Source organism: Calothrix sp. NIES-3974, from assembly GCF_002368395.1.
In the GTDB taxonomy this organism is placed as follows: domain Bacteria; phylum Cyanobacteriota; class Cyanobacteriia; order Cyanobacteriales; family Nostocaceae; genus NIES-3974.
The window spans coordinates 5,861,878-5,878,639 of record NZ_AP018254.1; the positions used below are offsets into that span (position 1 = coordinate 5,861,878).

Sequence of the window (16,762 nt, forward strand, 5' to 3'; positions counted from 1 at the left end):
TGTAGCAAATATCGAATTTATTTTTATGTATACGGGATTTAATGGTAATTAAATACAGCATAGCATGTCCAATATCGGGATAAATATCAATTTTTGCCAATTTATTCATGATGTAGATTTCATCATTATCCAGGTGATGAATTTGAGGGTATACACCCCGAATTGAAGTAAGCTAAATCCTACAAAGCTTTATCTTACAAGCTTTTTATCAATAGTCAGCCCCATATCTAGGATGAGTAATTTGATTTTAAAAAATTCATTAGGGAAAATGTATTTACCAATACTTTTACGGATCAGTTTTGATAGTTAGACTATGAACAATTGGTGCCAAAAATAAGTGGATGTACTGATTGGTTGGTAGTAATTATCTATTAATATTTACTTACAAGAAATAAGATATAAAATCAGACATTGATATCAGTTATGCAAATAATTGAGCTTCAACAGGTACGTAAAGAACTAAAATATATTCGACGGTGTGATACAAGTATCAGTCAAAATAATATTTCTTCTGAGGAGCGTAGATTGTGAGCAAGTTGCAATTGATTGTATTAGTAAGCTATTTGTTGATGACAGGGTACTTTTTCATCAACTGGTTAAGGTTTAGCTTGCGTCACCCTCCATCTTCTCCAGAAGATAACTTTCTTTCATTCGTGATGTTTTGTATCATAGTAGTGTTTTGGCCCCTAGTTCTTCCCTTCTCCCTCATCAAAATGTGCCTAACAAGGGAGATAGAATTAGGGACGGTATTTCCGGCGATCGCAGTAATTATTGCGGTGAGTCTGTCTTACTATCTTAGTTAACGCCAGATTAACTGAAGATTATGGAAGCCTTCAGACACTTGATATAGGTATTTTGGCTCAAAATCACCTCTGTTTGAACAACTTAAAACTGCTCCATTTAGTCAAACTTTGTATTTTCTTGTTGTCAAACCCGCGACTCTTCGTCTTCTCCTTGCTCACAATTTTCCTTTTATATAGTCAAATATTTAAATCAGGGATGTAACAAACTAATGGAGACTTTCAGAGGAAAATATTTCCTCTGGAATTATTTTTGCATTAACAGGGCTTAACGACAACAGCTCCATAGGCATTAGTGCTTAAATACTTTCTCGCAGCCAAACGGAGATGCTCTTGATCAACCCGTTGGATATGGAGTGGATAATCAAAAGCTGGTTGTAAATTCCCCACCAATGATTGATAATAGCCATACAGACCAGCGCGATCGCTTGGTGTTTCATTACCAAAAACAAAGCGGTTAGCAACCCGTTTACGGATACGCTCGATTTCTGAGATATTCACTAATTCAGTTTGCAAATGGTGAATATGTTCAATAATTGCTGCTTCCACCGCTTCGAGATTTTCCACCGGACAATGGACAGAAATGTAAAATAAACCCTGTACCCGGTGACTCAGATTACTCACAGAAATAGAAGAAACTAACCCCCTTTCTTCCCGTAAATCCCTCACTAATCTAGATGTTCTGCCATGAGATAGAACTGCTGCGAGAATATCCAATTCATAGGTATCATGTAAATCTTGTAACCCCGGTACACGCCACAACATGACCAATCGCGCTTGTTGCAGAGTTGCATCGGTATATTCACAGCGAGTAATACTGGTAAAAGGTAGTTCCTTCTCCAAATCAGAGGATGAACCAGGGAAAAATCTAGGAGGGAAAGAAAGATTACCTTGACTTGATTGATCAACCCCCAAAGCCACAATTTCGATCAACTCATCCACAGGTAAATTACCCACAGCAACAGCAGTCATTGACCGTGGTTGATACCAACTACGATGGAAATCCCGCATTTGTTGGGGTTGCATATCTTCAATCACAAACTCCGGACCAAGGACGGGACGACGATAGGGTAGGGACTCAAAACCAACTTCCATTGCTCGTTGATATATTCTCCGTCGCGGATTATCCTCACAACGGCGAATTTCTTCTAGGACTACCAACTTTTCCCGTTCAAAAGCATCATCGGGAATACTGGGGTTTAACACAACTTCAATTTGTAAGGGAGCCAACTCGGCAAAATCCTTGGGGGCGGTGGTAATGTAATAGTGGGTGTAATCCTGACTAGTTGCTGCATTAGTCACCGCACCTCGTTCCTCCACTAATCGCTCAAACTCTCCAGCAGGGAGTCTGTCTGTACCTTTAAACACCATGTGTTCGAGAAAATGAGCCATGCCATTAATTGCATCCGACTCAATATAGCTACCAACATTGAGCCATAGATTCAGATTAATTGCCTCAATAGGCATTTGTTCCGCAATAATTGTTAATCCATTCGGCAAAACGCTGATGGTCGGTGCGTTGAGACGAGGTTGAGTAGTAAGCGTAGAAGTCATTGGTTATTTATACGGGTTTATCTTTCTCTATCTTACCGATTCACCGGAATGAGTGGGGAAATACAATTGATAATGATTCAAATCATGATTATCTCCAAACCAGAAATTCTCTTCTCCCGTGTCACTGATTTCCTCCAAGCAGAGGTTTTCCCCTATGCGAATCAACTTGATACTGACGCTGGTTTACTTTTACAGACTTTAAAAAAATTGTTAAAACTAGGTGCTTTGAGGCTGAAAATACCAAAAAAATTCGGTGGTTGGGAATTCGATGATATTAACTATGGTCGGTTTCAAAGCCTGGTTGCTAGCTATTCCGGAGCTTTAGCCTTTTTACAAACCCAACATCAAAGTGCAGTGGCGATGCTGGTAAAAAGTGATAATTGCCACTTACAAAGACAGTATTTACCGAGAATAGTTGATGGTGAGGTATTGGTCGGTGTGGGTTTCTCCCATCTGCGTCGCAGTCAAGTCACAGTTAAAGCCAAAAGCGTAAATGGGGGGTATGTGCTGGATGGAGTTGTTCCCTGGATTACGGGTTGGGGAATGTTTAGTGATTTTATTGTGGCAGCAACCTTGAGGGATGGTAGCGCAGTGTTTGGGATAGTTCCTTTGGAAAATACCCAGCAACGGAAGGGTGGTAGTTTACAGTTTAATGACCCTGCGGATTTAATGGCAATGCCGGCAACAAATACCGTATCCGCAACCCTATCCAACTGGTTTCTTTCCCAAGACCAAGTTGTTTTTACCCAACCTCCAGGTTGGATTGGCAAAAATGACCAAAAAAATGTTTTAAAAGCAACTTTTTTGATGATGGGGTGTGCCCAAGCCGGACTACGTGTGATTGCTGATAAATATCAACAAAACCAGTTAGATATCATTCATACTGCCCATAGTCAATTACAACAGGAATTACATCAATGTGGGCAAAAAATTGAACAAGCAATTATTCACCCTAAATCCTTCTCCTACCCCCAAAAACTAGAAATGCGCAGCTGGGCAATCAACCTGATGCACCGGATTACCCAAGCCGCGATCGCAGTTTCCAGTGGTGCGGCCAACTACTACCACCATCCAGCCCAACGTATCTACCGCGAAGCTCTGGTATTTTCTGTCACGGGACAAACTGAGGATATCACTGCCGCCACCCTCGCCCGATTAACGAAATCTCCCATTCCTGAGACCCAATCCCAAATCATCCATCTTAGCCATGTCATCAATACCAATATGCCCCAATGGCCAGATGACCCAGCCACAAAATTTACTAGCTTTGCCGATATTGAGCAGCAGGGCTATTTTCTCCGGGAATTATGTATTGGGGAACACAGCGCCACCCATATGAACGTACCGCGTAGTTTCTATCCTGATGGTACCAGCATTGACAAGTATCCCGCCGCCAAACTAGTACTAGCGGCTGTCACAATTGATATTCGCCGTCTAGTGGAACAGAACCCCGACTACCTACTGACCGTTGCCGATATTCAAGCTTGGGAACATCAACACGGGATAATTCCCCCCCACAGCCTTGTTTTATTAAATACAGGTTGGAGTCAAAAATGGCATAATCCGACGGAATTTATGAATGCCGATGAACACGGGAAAATGCATTTTCCTGGTTTTAGTTTAGCAGTGAGTCAATTTTTGCTGGAACAACGACACATCAATGGAGTTGGCATTGATACCCACGGAGTTGATGGGGGAAGCAACACCGATTTTTCCGTCAACCGGCTAATTCTTTCCCAACCGCGTATCGTCCTAGAGAATTTGACTAACCTAGACCAACTACCTCCCGTTGGTACAACCGTCGTGATTGCACCTTTACGTCTACGGGGTGGTTCCGGTTCTCCTCTGGGTATCGTGGCAATAGTTGGAGCAAATATCCCCGATCCAGGAATTGTTGCAACTCTTAATGTTTAAATCCTCCCGTAGCAGTCAATGGCTTGGTAGACTGAAATTTGTATATTTAAAATCACAAAATCACACCAACGAGGATTACAACTCGTATTTCCTGTATTTCTCACGAGTGAGTGATAAGGGTTGGTCATGGGTTGTTTTTCCTGCTAATCCCGTACAGACGCGATATATCGTGTCTCTCCCCACTCCCTATTCCCTGAAGGTTTTAGGGGTTTGTGAGAAATCCAGGATTTGGGTGGATCGAAATTAACAAGAAGGCGAGAGCGATTAGGACATGGTAGATTCCCTCAAAAAACCAGGTTTTGAAGAAATTCGTCCAGGAGTCAAAGTTCCTGCGAAGGAAACCCTATTAACTCCCAGGTTTTATACTACAGACTTCGAGGCAATGGGGGAGATGGACATCTCCGTCAATGAGGACGAGTTAAAGGCGATTTTAGAGGAATTTCGTGCGGACTATAACCGCCATCATTTTGTTCGGGATGAGGAATTTGATAAATCCTGGGACCATATTGATGGGGAAACTCGTCGTCTGTTTGTCGAGTTTTTGGAACGTTCTTGTACGGCGGAGTTTTCGGGATTTTTGCTGTATAAGGAACTGGGAAGACGTTTAAAGGATAAAAGCCCTGTGTTGGCTGAGTGCTTTAATTTGATGTCACGGGATGAAGCACGTCATGCTGGCTTTTTAAATAAGGCTTTGGCTGACTTTAATTTGTCTTTGGATTTAAGCTTTTTAACTAAAAGTCGTAAATATACCTATTTTGAACCGAAGTTTATTTTCTACGCCACCTATTTGTCGGAAAAAATCGGTTATTGGCGCTACATCACGATTTACCGCCATTTAGAGCAGCATCCAGAAGACAGAATTTATCCAATTTTCCGATGGTTTGAAAACTGGTGTCAGGACGAAAACCGTCATGGTGACTTTTTTGACGCGGTAATGCGGGCCCAACCTCAAATCCTCAATGATTGGAAAGCCCGTTTGTGGTGTCGTTTCTTCCTGTTGTCGGTATTCGCAACTATGTATCTCAATGATATCCAGCGTCAAGATTTTTACGCTGCCATCGGTTTAGATGCACGGGAATACGATAAATACGTGATTGAAAAAACCAATGAAACTGCTGGACGTGTTTTCCCGGTGATCCTGGATGTGGCAAAACCAGAATTTTATGAACGTCTGGAAATATGCGTGAAAAATAACCAAAAACTCACTGCGATCGCAGAATCAAATTCTCCCAAACCAATTCAGTTCCTGCAAAAGCTACCCTACTACATCTCCAATGCTTGGCAAATGGTACGCTTGTATTTTATTAAGCCGATTGATGTCGTGGTAGCGGAAGGTAGTATTCGTTAGGAATCGGAACTAGCGGATTGATGTGGGATAGAGACGTAGCAATGCTACGTCTCTAAATTTTGGGTGCAATTTTGTCATAATGTGGCATTGCTACATTTTTACGGGTTTTTCTGTGTTATCAACGAAATTAAAAACCATCATCCACCATCCATGACCCTGCTGCATCCCATCCATCTAATTCCCCTGATTTCCGGATTTTTCACTGTATTTTGGCTGATTTTCCCCTTTGCTGCATTTTCCCAAACTTCCCCAGGAAACGATTTGGACATTAGTCCAGAAATTCGCGAAAATAGTCCGGTTTTGCGACGTTGGTTACGCAAAGTCCCCAATATTCTCCACGAGATTAAAAATGAACCCAGCTTTCGGACTCGGATTCGGGTCGGTTATTCCCTTTTTCCTGCAAATCAAAATCGTAGTGGGGTGAATGTGGGAATTGAAGATGTATTGATCCCCAATACACCGATTACCGTACGAGGGGAGTATGAAACTAGTTTTGACGGTCAGCTTCAGAGATACGGTGCGGATTTACAGTATTATTTAAGACCTTTAGGAAGTTACGTTAATGTTGCACCCGTTTTCGGTTATCGTCATGTACAAACCAACCGTGACGACACACATGGGGTAAATGTTGGCGGAAAATTATTATTCAGTTTATCCCGTGGTGGTGGTGCGGATATTACACTGACGCAGACATGGGTCGCACCGGGAAGTCGGGAAGAGGTGGGTTTAACTAGTTTATCTTTGGGATATGCGATCGCAAAAAATATCAGAATTTCTACGGATATTCAACAGCAAAATACGCGACATGGTAAAGATAGTCGGGTGGGATTGGTTTTGGAGTGGATGCCGTAGGGAAGGGGAGACAGGATATTCATGTATTGAGTAACACCATTATCCCGAAATTTTTGACACATTGTCTTCCCCAGTTCCCCCTACTTACTTACAGACGTAACATGTTACGTCTCTACTTCCTAATTAATCACGAATCTAATTGTTGTAACTCATTTAACCTGGCAAATACCTCTTGACTGTGGATTGTAGGATTAACCTTAACAAAGCGATCGCGGATTATCCCTTTAGGATCAATAATAAAAGTATGGCGCATCGACATGTATCCTAGCCAGGAACCGTATGCTTGACTAACTTTGCCATCGGTATCTGCAAGGAGGGGAAATTTTAAACCCTCGGAATCACAAAATTCTGCATGGGAATCCACGTCATCCGCACTAACGCCAATAATTTGGGTGTTTTTCTCCAAGTACTTAGGTAAATCCTGTTGGAAGCGTCGCGCTTCAATGGTACAACCAGGTGTAAAGTCTTTGGGATAAAAGTATAGAACTACCCATTTACCAGCATAATCAGATAATTCAATTTCCCCGTCACCCGTATTAGTGGGTAAACGGAAATTTGGTGCTGCTTGGTTCAACTCCGGTAGCTTTCCCCCTAAAGCCAAAGCTTCTGGTATGAAATTAACCCAACCCCAACATACTAAAAATATTGCTAAACAAGCATTCAAAAAATGACGACGGGAAACCATAAGTACAAACCCTGCTCATAACTAACTTCATATAAGTTTACATAAAATAGGGAGTGGGGAGAGTACAGACGCGATATATCACGTCTCCCGAAATCACCACAAAAAATCACTAACCGAACCCTATTGGGAGTTGGGAATCGGGGAAGACAATGTGTCAAAAATTGCGGTGAGTAGTATAAATCAATACTGACCACTTACTGACTAGAAATGCGGGTTCTGTGTAGGAATATCCTGTCTCCAAGATATTGTGATTTCCGTGTCAAAGTAAGCTAAATTGTTTTTAATGATTTATTCAACTAACTATCATCACGAATAATAAGGTGTCACCAGGTTCGATTTCAGTTTTCGAGAATGGATTAACGTTTATTCACCAGGAAATCCCGACAACCCCCGTTGTTGTGGCAGATGTGTGGGTGAGTGCAGGAGTCACCGCAGAACCAGAATCCTGGTATGGGATGGCGCATTTTTTGGAACACATGATTTTCAAAGGTACAGCCAAAATTGCACCTGGGGTTTTTGACCAACTAATCGAAACACGGGGAGGAGTGAGTAATGCTGCTACTAGTTATGATTATGCCCATTTTTCCTTGACAACTGCGGCTACCTACATAGAGGAAATTTTGCCCCCTATGGGTGAGTTGCTGTTGAATGCAGCCATTCCCGATGAGGAATATATGCGGGAAAGAAACGTGGTGTTGGAGGAAATTCGTCAAGCAGGTGATGACCCAGATTGGTTGGGATATCAACATTTGATGACAAGTGTATATTCCCACCATCCCTATGGGCGATCGATTTTGGGATGCGATCGCGATATTATTAAATATACTCCCCAAAATATGCGTTGCTTCCATCGGAATTTATATCAACCAGAGAATATGACGGTGGTGATAGTGGGGGGTATCAGCCAAGAAAAAGCCTATGGTTTAGTTGCTGATGCCTTTCGGGAATTTCCTCAAAAATGCGAGCATCTGCCGTTAAAATCCGTCTGTCACCAGCCGATAATCGCTGGTATACGTCGTCAAGAAATTACTTTACCACGACTGGAATCAGCACGGTTGATGATGGCTTGGGTTGCACCGGGTGCGGAGGATTTACATACAGCCTACGGTTTAGATTTGCTATCGGTTTTACTCGCAGACGGGAGAATATCAAGATTAGTGAGGGATTTACGGGAAGAACAGCAGTTAGTCCAAGGTATTCATAGTAGTTTTTCCCTACAAAAACAATCAAGTTTATTTACAATTAATGCTTGGCTGGAACCAGAATATGTTGAACGAGTGGAGGAATTAATTCGCTATCATTTATATGATATTGGCAAAAATGGTATCAGCGACAATGAACTGCGTCGATGTCAGCGCAAACTGTGTAATGATTTTGCCTTTTCCACGGAAACACCGAATCAATTGGCTGGTTTATATGGTTACTACAGTACCATTGCCACACCTGAATTTGCCTATATTTATCCCCAAAATATTCTATCTTTCACGACCGCAGAAATCCAAACCCTAGCCCAGGATTTCATCTCACCCCACAATTATGCTGTGACTGTTATTTATCCAGAGTAAAATTAAATCAGTCGTCATGCAAAAATAAACTATGGCAATCCTACTTCGGCAGTGAAAAATGTCAGTTTTGGCCGTACCCTCTAGAAAGGCTTTGCCTATTACTGTTAATGGTTAACAGTCAAAAACCTACTTAATAATATTTTCTGAATTCTCAACGGATTGCTATATATCCCCAAAAGGGGAGAGGGTATTGATAAATCAAATAGTAAAGCATGATTCCATCCCTATTTTGACCTCAAATGCTAGAGAATAAATTCTCTTTCTCACAGCTAAAGTCCTAACTTGTAAATAGGGATTGGTGAGTAGGAATGAACTACCGCAGTCCTAAATAATTTGTGAAATCTTATATGTAGGGTTGTTAACGGTTGACATTTGACGCTTAATAGTCACCAGTCATCAGTCAACGACACGCTATTTTTCACGACTTAAATCGGATTGCTGTATTTTCTTGTTCGTGTGTTCAATTGATATGGGAGACTCCGAAGCAAACTGACTATGAAGTTTTCGGGATTTAATATTCATTTTATAAAAATACTCGTTGAGATAAAGCCCCCATTTCTCATAAACCCCTAAAACTTAAAGGGAGTAGGGATTAGAAGAAAAGTTAATCCGTCACCCAAGACTCATAACTTATTCGCTCAAAATCCAGGAAAAGTATTTTTTGAAGTTGTTAACCAAAACTGAAAAGATGAATATCTCAGAATCTTAACCTCCTGTCCCGCATTTCTCACAAAACCCTAAAACTCATAGGGATAGTCCGTAGAGAATAGAAGGAAAATTAATCCGTTACTCAAGGCTTACAACTTACTCGTGAGAAATCCAGGCTGTATACTGTCCTCTGTATTCTCAAATCAAAAATCCAAAATCCAAAATCAAAATAACCTCCTGTCTCCTGTATTCTCAAATCCAAAATCTAAAATCCAAAATCTAAATGTCCATCTCCTTTGAAAAATCACCTGTTTATCGCACTGTTCTCGACAACGGTATTGTGCTACTTGTCCACGAAAATCCAACTGCTGATATTATTGCCGGAAGAATTTTTGTCCGAGCGGGAAACTGCTATGAACCGACGGATAAATCTGGTTTAGGACATTTGCTATCGGCAGTTATCACCAAAGGATGTGCGGGGATGTCCAGTTTAGAAATAGCCGAAACTGTGGAGTCGATTGGAGCAAGTTTAAGTGCGGATATTGCCGCAGATTACTTTTTATTGTCCTTAAAAACGGTGACGGCGGATTTTGCAGAGATTTTTAGTTTAGCAGGAAAAATTTTGCGATCGCCAACTTTTCCGGAAGCGGAGGTGGAACTGGAACGTCGTTTAGCACTACAAGATATCCGCTCCCAGTCAGAGCAACCCTTTAGTGTGGCATTTGACAAGTTACGGCAGGCGATGTATCAAAATCATCCCTATGGTTTATCGGGTTTAGGGACAGAAGAAACTGTCAGAAGCATTACCAGAGAGGATTTACTGAATTTCCACTCCTGCTACTTTCGCCCTGATAACATGGTGATTAGTATCGCTGGCAACATTACCCCCGTCGCCGCCATTGACCAGGTAGAAAGGGTTTTTGGTAGTTGGCGAGTTATCGGTAATATCCCTACTTCTAAGTTAATCTTACCGGAAATTCGCTCCCAACCATGTTATTTGGCGACTGCTCAACATACCCAACAATCGATTATTATGCTGGGTTATTTTGCTCCCGCAGTCAATGAACCTGATTATGCTGCTTTAAAACTGCTTTCCACCTATTTAGGAAATGGACTTTCCAGTCGGTTGTTTGTGGAATTGCGGGAAAAACGGGGTCTAGCCTACGATGTTTCAGCTTTTTTCCCCACACGTTTATTTACATCTTCCTTTGTGGTGTATATGGGAACCGCACCGGAAAATACGGTAACGGCTTTGCAGGGATTGCGTCATGAAGTTGATTTACTTTCCCAAATACCCCTGACGGAAACAGCCCTAGAAGCTGCTAAAAATAAAATTATCGGTCAATATGCCCTCGGTAAACAAACAAATGCCCAAATTGCCCAAATCTACGGTTGGTATGAAATCCTGGATCTAGGAGTCAGCTTTGATAGCCAATTTCAAACCATGATTCAGTCCGTCACCCCAGAAGACGCGATCGCAGCTGCCAATCGATATCTGCGGGAACCTTACATTTCCATTCTTGGTCAAGGGGATGCGATAGCGGGAGTTAATGGCTAAGGATGTATCGCAGGTATACTCGCTTGAGACCCACCGGGTCGTCTCCAGGGGAGCGGGAAAAACCACTTCCATATCCAAGAGGAACTGCGCTACCCACATCTACGGTTCTAGTGTCAGCAGTACATGTAGGCTACTCCTTGATAATCCGAAATCAAAAGTAATTTCTTCCTTTGGGTAGTTTTATTTTTACCTCGAACATAGAATAATTACTTAGCCTTGCTACCCAGTTATCCGGCGATAGTTGTCTGAAGGACAACGGCAATTGTAATATAAACAAGAGAAATACCGGGGGCAAATTCCATGAGAAGCAATAAGGAAAGTAGTAAATTTTGTCACTCAAAGGGTAATATCCGCTTTATAGATGTTGCCCGCAAAAAGTTTTGCCATTACCTACTAGCTTGTACCTGCGCACCATTATTGTTCGGTTCCTTGGCAATGGCATCTACACCTGTGCGTCAGGATATTGCCCAGGTGATTTCTGTAGCTAATGTGACTCGACCAAGTTTAAAGCTTGGTAGCAAAGGTAACGCTGTGAATGAATTACAAGCGGCCTTGAGACTGTTAGGATTCTATAATGGTCCAGTTAACGGCGAATATGATAACGCCACAGCAAATTCCGTTGCCCAATTTCGCCAAGCAGCTGGTTTACCTGCCGACAATAGCGTGGATGAAAGGGTTTGGCAAAGACTTTTTCCCAGCGAACCTATAGCAAATAATTCATCAGCAGGGCCATCTATTACCCCACCACGACCACCAATCTCCCCAACCCCATTCCCAATTCCCACCCAAACGGTTAATCCTCCCGCTTCCAATCAGAATATCATGAGTGTGGTTAATCCTGCACCGGAACCCCGTCCAGCGACTCCAGCACCTCAAAATACCCAACGTAGTAGTACCTCCACCACAGTTCGTACTACTAATAACAACAATACCCAAAGTAGTAGCACCTCCACCACAGTCCGTACTACCAACAATAATACCCAACGTAGTAGTACCTCCACTTCTGTTCGCAGTAGTTCTTCAGCACCTCAACCCCCATCCACTGCAAATCAGAGACGACCAGCAAACCGTCAACCCGTTTCCCTCCCCCAATTTACCCGCAAGCCGAATATTCAGTATACCAGCGACGGTAGACCGATTTTGCGTCCGGGAATGCGGGGAGAAGAAGTCACCTTTTTGCAACAGCGTTTACGTGCATTAGGTTATTTGAGTACTCCTGCAAATGGCAATTTTGGTGCGACAACTGAATCCGCAGTTAAAGCCTTGCAACAACGTTTTGGTTTGGAAAGCGATGGTGTGGTGGGAGGTGCAACCTGGAACGTACTGTTAAGGTAAACTAAATCCAGTGTTGTGCTTTCTGTATTTTGCCGTATATGGCCCCATCATTGCGATCGCATCTCAAGCGTCGGAAACTTCAAAAACTGTATCAACTCAAAAAATACTATAATCCCGATGATGTTCCTGGGGAGCTTGTGCTTCCCACGGAAGCAACAGCAACGGAAATTCGTCTGATTGATTATAACGAGACCGACTGGATCGAGCGGAAAAATCTGACAGTGGAGGAATGTTGTCCCTATCTGGACACTGAATCCGTCTCGTGGATTGATGTTCAAGGTTTAGGAAACCGGGAAACTATTGAAAACCTAGGGAAATTATTTGGATTACATCGATTACTCCTGGAAGACGTATTCAATATGCTGGAACGTCCGAAAATGGAGGACTACGGCGAACAAATAGTAATTATTGCGCGGATGGTGACACCCCCCAAGGAGGGTGAAAGGTTTTCCCATGAACAGGTTAGCTTTGTCTTGGGGAAATCCTATTTATTAACTATCCAGGAAGAAAAATCCTATGATTGCTTTGAACCTGTACGGATGCGATTAGAAAAAAATCGTGGCATAATTCGCAAGCGAGGGGCAGATTATTTAACCTATGCCTTAATTGATGCAATTATTGACGGTTTTTTCCCGGTATTAGAGCATTTTGGCGAACGAATCGAAGATTTAGAAGCAGAAGTCATCGAAAATCCTACCTCCCAAACCCTGCAAAAAATCTATGCCATCCGTCGCGATTTATTACAATTACGTCGAGCAATTTGGCCACAACGGGATGTAATTAATATTTTAATCCGTGATGGTAGTGGTCTAATTCATGAAGACGTGCGTCTAGGTTTTCGAGACTGTTACGACCACGCAGTTCAAGTCATAGACATGGTAGAAACCTACCGGGAACTGACCTCCGGACTCATGGATGTGTACCTTTCGGTGGTGGGAAACAAGATGAACGAAATCATGAAAACCCTCACCGTCATTTCTTCTATTTTTATTCCCCTCACATTTATTGCTGGAATTTACGGAATGAACTTCAATCCGGAAAAATCACCGTATAATATGCCTGAATTAAATTCCTATTGGGGATATGTACTATGTTTAGGTATGATGTTAGCGATCGCCATTGGGTTATTATGGTTTTTTTGGCGACGAGGTTGGTTAACAAATAGCTCAACGCGAATTGGAAATTGACGAATATATATTTCGCACTCTGATATATTTCTTTGTCGGATTGTTGACTGTTGACAGGTGACGGTCGAGACGTAGTAATGCTACGTCTTTTTGAGTATTAACCGTGTAAAGTATATTCGTAATTTGTATTGATAATTCATAATCGGGAGTGAGGAGGAAAACATGTCTACAGCCAATAATAATTTATTAGTGATGACTTTTTACGTCATCGGGTTAGCCTACACCTTCAACCGGATGATTGACTCCATCGATGACAGAATCAAATTTGTCATGGATAAAAAAGCCATCGAAGAAAAACTTAAAGAATACGGAATTGACAATACCGTCGGTATTACCTTGAAATTTAATCCTTCCTATGAACTCGACGAACTCAAGGAATTAATCCTCATCCTGGAAAATAAATCCGAAAATCGCGGAATTTATATCGACTGGGACAACTGCTCCATCGTTGTGGAACATGATAAATCCTCCCGCCGCGTTATCCGTAAATCCCCTGATGTCACCCGCGACCTTGGTATCACCCAAATCCCTAGCTTGGTAGCTCCGAAAAAAACCCTTGTTCAAGGACTGACTGCGGAAGATGTATTTACCTTTGATGCAGAAAAACAGACCTATTCTAATACTAAAGCACTCATAGATATTATTGGCAAAGGACTCAAAGAAAGTCCCGTCAAAGCAAAACGCATTCTCTACAAGGACTTTATGAGTCGGAAGAAAACCCTGGAATTTTCCCTACAACTGGTATTACGAATCTCCGAACTGCGGGTGGGACTTGTTCCAGGAGAAGATAGACCACCGATGTATCTAATTAACTGTCCCGTCACTATTAGTAAACTTCCCTGGACCTACGCCATGCCTTGGAACAAGAGAAGATAAATACCATATCACGGTATTTACTGAAGAGGCAGTGGTCTATGGCATAATTTTAAAGATTCGTAGTAGTGGCTTTAGCTCTGAAAACGCTTTGGTATACTACTACGTGCCTTTATTTACCCATCAAAATTAATGTAGTGTAAGTAGGTAGGTGCAATTAAGCATAAAACCGCAACGCAACCAATTATTCGGCGTAGAGACGACCCGACGGGTCGTCTCTACGCCCGTACAGACGCGATATATCGCGTCTCTCCCTACTCCCTGTACAGTTCAGAATGCTATTTGGGACTACTGTAGGACACCTTACCATGCTCATCAATTGTTAAACGATGTTCACGATTGCGATCGCTTGCTAAACTACCTAAAGATGAGATTGTAATGGGAACCGTCGCAGCTAAACGACCATTGACCGTGAAGGAATCTTCCCCACTACGTTTAAATTTCCAGATGTGTTCTTGTCCAGGAAGGACATTACGAATTTCAAAGGTTTTATCCCTTAACTTGACTTGCATAAAATTGAGGGTATTGCTCGATTGATTTCGCAAAACCAGCATCGTTTGCGATTCTTCCACCGCAGCACATCCGCGCATCCCCAAACAACATAATCCAACTAGTATTGACACAGCCCTAATTCGTTTAAACAGCACACGTTTCGATATCCGTTTCGATACTTTCTTTTTTAACGCCATAGCACTATCTCTCCGTACCGATAAATACTGAGAATACGTAGGTGAAATTTAAAACTTTATAATTAGATAGTGCCCAAAAATCCCAATGAGATTACAAGCTATGAAAATATTTTGGATCTGAGAAGATTATATTTTGTACGCGGATATATTTTCTTTTTGGCTTGTTGACGGTTGACAGGTGACAGTTGACCGTCCTATTTGATGGTTGATCGACGGTTGACGCTAATACCAATTGTTGGATTAAAACTATTCCCTATCCAGATGACCCGACGGGTCGTCTCTACTCCCTACCCTCACGCTTCAGATTTTTCCGCAGACTCTATTTCGGATTTGGTCAAAAAATAAAAAAATTACTCTGTATACCAAGGAGAGTTTCAGCAATTTGCTTTGGTTTTGGTATACAGAGGTAAATTGATTCATGCAGATGATTCTATCAAACACTAAAAACATCAAACCGTGTTGCCAAAATGGCAATTAATACCCCAAATTGGATTCTAGATTGTTCTGGGGAGATAACCTGACTCTGTGAAAAGCCACGGTAAGAGGATGTTTTAAAAGTCGATTTTAATACTTGAATTATCGTTTTTGGGAATGGGAAGAGACGCGACATGTCGCGTCCGTACTCTCGAAGGAAAAATCAGCTTGTATAACCCCATGTCCAGAGTCAGGACGATAGTCAAAATAGTGATAATTAATACTTGACAAACAACCTCTAGGGATAATTAGGACTTATTGAAAAATAGACGACCCGACGGGTTGTCTCTACCCATTCCCTACCCCTACTAAAAGACTTGTTCAGCAGACCCTAATTAGCTAAATAAATGGTTCCAGATGCGGAACCAACAGCGACGTATTTTTTGCCAAATCGATTCAGTTCTTCTACGGTTGACCCGCTCGGAGTAAGAAGTTTTGACGTGATATTGAACCCGTGAGGGATTTTTTCGATGATAGGATTGGTGATGGGTGGTTTGGGGTTTTTTCCCGCGAAAATGCCATTCTAGGGAAGCAGCTTTGTTGAGGTCTGCGGTTGCACGAATTTCTAGACCCAATTGGGAACAGGATAGACCTCGGTATTTATAGGCTTCGATGTAGTATGGATTAGCTTTAATCGCTTGGGTAAAAAATGCGATCGCTTGTTCATAATCCCCTTGCTGCACTTTTTCTACACCCTGTTGATAGAAAAACTCAGCTGCGGATACCCTTGTATGTACATTTACCCTTGTTCCGGAGGAGTTAACCGGGTTTTCAGGTGCTTTTGCAACTTTATCTTCCCCATTATCCTCCACCTCCTCTGACTTTAAAGCTTGGTAAGCTGCATTAATCTCCTTAATCTTTTCTTCGGCAATTAATTTATCTTCTTTTGTTGTAAAACGGTCGGGATGCCAAATTTTGACTAGTTCTCGATATGCACTTTTAATTTTCGTCTGGGAAGTTCCCGGTGTAACTCCTAGAACCTGATATGCAAGACGAATATCAAACCAGCCTCTTTGCTCCGCCATTTTTTATACTTTAAGGGTAAATTTAAGATTTTGATAGCAATCCTATTTCAGTAGTGAAAAACATTGGTTTTGGTTGTTGACTGTTGACTGTATTCTGCGGGAAGGCTTCTCTAGAAGAAGTCGCGCAACGCGCATCTATACCTATGAATGTTAACGGTTAACAACCTTAAATGTAAGATTTTAGAAATCCTCAACGGATTGCTATATCTATTTATATCTATATTAACTACAGAAATTAGACTTTGAGTATTATTC

General features: G+C 41.9%; 13 protein-coding genes. 9 read left to right on the plus strand and 4 right to left on the minus strand.

Going from position 1 to position 16,762, the window contains the following annotated elements:
• The first annotated feature begins 527 nt into the window (after positions 1-527).
• Positions 528-803: a hypothetical protein gene (locus CDC37_RS23330; RefSeq protein ID WP_096625593.1), complete on the plus strand. Its 276-nt coding sequence runs from the start codon at positions 528-530 to the stop codon at positions 801-803.
• A 255-nt stretch (positions 804-1,058) separates the two neighbouring features.
• Here the strand turns inward: CDC37_RS23330 and CDC37_RS23335 are convergent, their stop codons facing one another.
• Positions 1,059-2,354, minus strand: coding sequence for a M16 family metallopeptidase (locus CDC37_RS23335; RefSeq protein ID WP_096625595.1), 1,296 nt, complete (start codon positions 2,352-2,354; stop codon positions 1,059-1,061).
• Positions 2,355-2,426: 72 nt separating this feature from the next.
• Here CDC37_RS23335 and CDC37_RS23340 point away from each other — a divergent pair, with 72 nt between their 5' ends.
• The 3 genes from CDC37_RS23340 (at position 2,427) to CDC37_RS23350 (ending at position 6,468) form a co-directional block, all read left to right on the plus strand.
• Positions 2,427-4,268 (plus strand): cyclase family protein, encoded by a 1,842-nt coding sequence (locus CDC37_RS23340; RefSeq protein ID WP_231943156.1) that lies wholly within the window; start codon positions 2,427-2,429, stop codon positions 4,266-4,268.
• A gap of 271 nt (positions 4,269-4,539) precedes the next feature.
• On the plus strand, positions 4,540-5,616 hold the full coding sequence (gene acsF, locus CDC37_RS23345; RefSeq protein ID WP_096625597.1) for a magnesium-protoporphyrin IX monomethyl ester (oxidative) cyclase: 1,077 nt from the start codon (positions 4,540-4,542) through the stop codon (positions 5,614-5,616).
• Positions 5,617-5,766: 150 nt separating this feature from the next.
• The gene (locus CDC37_RS23350) at positions 5,767-6,468 is read left to right on the plus strand and encodes a hypothetical protein (protein ID WP_231943157.1); all 702 of its coding nucleotides are present in this window, start codon (positions 5,767-5,769) and stop codon (positions 6,466-6,468) included.
• Positions 6,469-6,595: 127 nt separating this feature from the next.
• Here CDC37_RS23350 and CDC37_RS23355 read toward each other — a convergent pair whose 3' ends face one another.
• A complete protein-coding gene (locus CDC37_RS23355; protein WP_096625599.1) occupies positions 6,596-7,153 on the minus strand; it encodes a peroxiredoxin in 558 nt (185 codons plus the stop codon).
• A 320-nt stretch (positions 7,154-7,473) separates the two neighbouring features.
• On the opposite strand from CDC37_RS23355, the gene CDC37_RS23360 reads away from it, so the two are divergent.
• The 5 genes from CDC37_RS23360 (at position 7,474) to CDC37_RS23380 (ending at position 14,322) form a co-directional block, all read left to right on the plus strand.
• Complete coding sequence (locus tag CDC37_RS23360) at positions 7,474-8,718, plus strand: M16 family metallopeptidase (RefSeq protein ID WP_096625601.1); 1,245 nt, start codon at positions 7,474-7,476, stop codon at positions 8,716-8,718.
• Between the two features lie 931 nt (positions 8,719-9,649).
• Entirely contained in the window at positions 9,650-10,924 is a 1,275-nt protein-coding gene (locus CDC37_RS23365) for a M16 family metallopeptidase (RefSeq protein ID WP_096625603.1), read from the plus strand.
• 300 nt (positions 10,925-11,224) lie between these two features.
• Positions 11,225-12,259 carry a peptidoglycan-binding domain-containing protein gene (locus CDC37_RS23370; RefSeq protein WP_231943158.1) on the plus strand — a complete coding sequence of 345 codons (1,035 nt, stop codon included), beginning with the start codon at positions 11,225-11,227 and terminating at the stop codon, positions 12,257-12,259.
• A 38-nt stretch (positions 12,260-12,297) separates the two neighbouring features.
• The gene (gene corA, locus CDC37_RS23375) at positions 12,298-13,446 is read left to right on the plus strand and encodes a magnesium/cobalt transporter CorA (RefSeq protein WP_096625605.1); all 1,149 of its coding nucleotides are present in this window, start codon (positions 12,298-12,300) and stop codon (positions 13,444-13,446) included.
• Positions 13,447-13,608: 162 nt separating this feature from the next.
• Positions 13,609-14,322, plus strand: coding sequence for a hypothetical protein (locus CDC37_RS23380; RefSeq protein ID WP_096625607.1), 714 nt, complete (start codon positions 13,609-13,611; stop codon positions 14,320-14,322).
• 275 nt (positions 14,323-14,597) lie between these two features.
• On the opposite strand, the gene CDC37_RS23385 is transcribed toward CDC37_RS23380, so the two are convergent.
• Positions 14,598-14,942 carry a hypothetical protein gene (locus CDC37_RS23385; RefSeq protein ID WP_157780830.1) on the minus strand — a complete coding sequence of 115 codons (345 nt, stop codon included), beginning with the start codon at positions 14,940-14,942 and terminating at the stop codon, positions 14,598-14,600.
• 875 nt (positions 14,943-15,817) lie between these two features.
• A complete protein-coding gene (locus CDC37_RS23390; RefSeq protein ID WP_096625611.1) occupies positions 15,818-16,507 on the minus strand; it encodes a J domain-containing protein in 690 nt (229 codons plus the stop codon).
• Positions 16,508-16,762: the final 255 nt, after the last annotated feature.